At 83.5% G+C, this 727-nt stretch carries 1 pseudogene; it reads left to right on the plus strand.

What is annotated here, in order from left to right:
- Nucleotides 1–647, plus strand: a pseudogene (locus Q4D18_RS04780) (ribonuclease E/G); the annotation flags it as partial.
- Nucleotides 648–727 lie beyond the last annotated feature (80 nt).

Here is a 727-nt window from a genome sequence, read left to right on the forward strand (position 1 = left end):
CGGAGACCCCGGAGGTCGCCGAGGTCGCCGAGGAGGCCCCGGTGGAGGCGCCGGTCGGTCGCCGGACCCGTGGCCGCCGTCGTCGGGCCGAGTCGCCCCAGGGCGCCGGCGCCGCGTCGACGCCGCCGCGGGCCGAGGTGCAGGCCGCCCCGGAGCGGTCCGGCGAGGCCCCGGCCGAGGAGGCCGTGCCCGCCCGCGCCGACGATCCGGCACCGGAGTCCGAGGCCACCGGCACCGCGTCCGCCGAGGCCGTCTCCGCGGAGGCGTCCGCGCCGCGCCGTCGCCGTTCCCGCCGGGCCACCTCCGACGGCCGCGGGGCCCCCCGCACCGACCGGCAGGAGTCCGCACCCGCGGCCGCGACGCCGGCGGAGCCGGAGACCGTCGAGCCGACCCCGGGACCCGCAGCCCCTGAGGCGTCGGAGGCCGCGGAGACCGCCGCTGCCCCGGCACTGCCGGCCCGTCGCCGCTCGCGGCGGGCGGTGTCCTCGGACGGGGCGCAGGTGAGCGTCCAGTCCGCGGGCGAGGCGCAGGGCTCGCGATTCACCGCGCAGGCCGCAGCCCCCGCGGAGCGTCCCCAGGAGGCCGGCCCCGCCCCCGTCATGCTCGGGGTGGGCGTCAAGGCCGAGGACATCGTCCGCGGCGAGTGAGGGGAGGGGCGCGCCGCCGGAACGGGGCGGCGCGCCCCGGCGCGGGGGGGGCCGCGGCGCGCCCGGGGCCGGACGCCCCG

This window comes from Micrococcus sp. (genome assembly GCF_030523875.1).
Classification (GTDB): domain Bacteria; phylum Actinomycetota; class Actinomycetes; order Actinomycetales; family Micrococcaceae; genus Micrococcus.